Source organism: Alicyclobacillus fodiniaquatilis, assembly GCF_042678105.1.
GTDB lineage: Bacteria > Bacillota > Bacilli > Alicyclobacillales > Alicyclobacillaceae > Alicyclobacillus > Alicyclobacillus fodiniaquatilis.
The window spans coordinates 5150-5402 of record NZ_JBHUCX010000081.1 but is presented as its reverse complement, the minus strand read 5'-3'; the positions used below and the strand labels follow the sequence as shown (position 1 = coordinate 5402).

At 40.3% G+C, this 253-nt stretch carries 1 pseudogene; it reads left to right on the top strand.

From position 1 onward, the window contains the following. A pseudogene (locus tag ACFSB2_RS19540) lies at nucleotides 1-253 on the top strand (IS5/IS1182 family transposase); the annotation flags it as partial.

Sequence of the window (253 nt, the reverse complement as noted above, 5' to 3'; positions counted from 1 at the left end):
AGTTGGAACCGGCGGACGAGGTTTAAGGGAACAAACATCTTCCAAGAACTATTTGACGAAATTGTGCTTCAAGGAATAAAACACCACATGATAGGTGGACGAGTTCTTATGACTGATTCCATCCACATTAAAGCAAATGCGAACAAACGAAAATTTGTGCATCATGAAGTGGAATTGACCCCCAAAGATTACGTAAAAGAATTAGATGAAGCTGTCGAAAAGGATAGGATGAAACACGGGAAAAAGCCCTTAG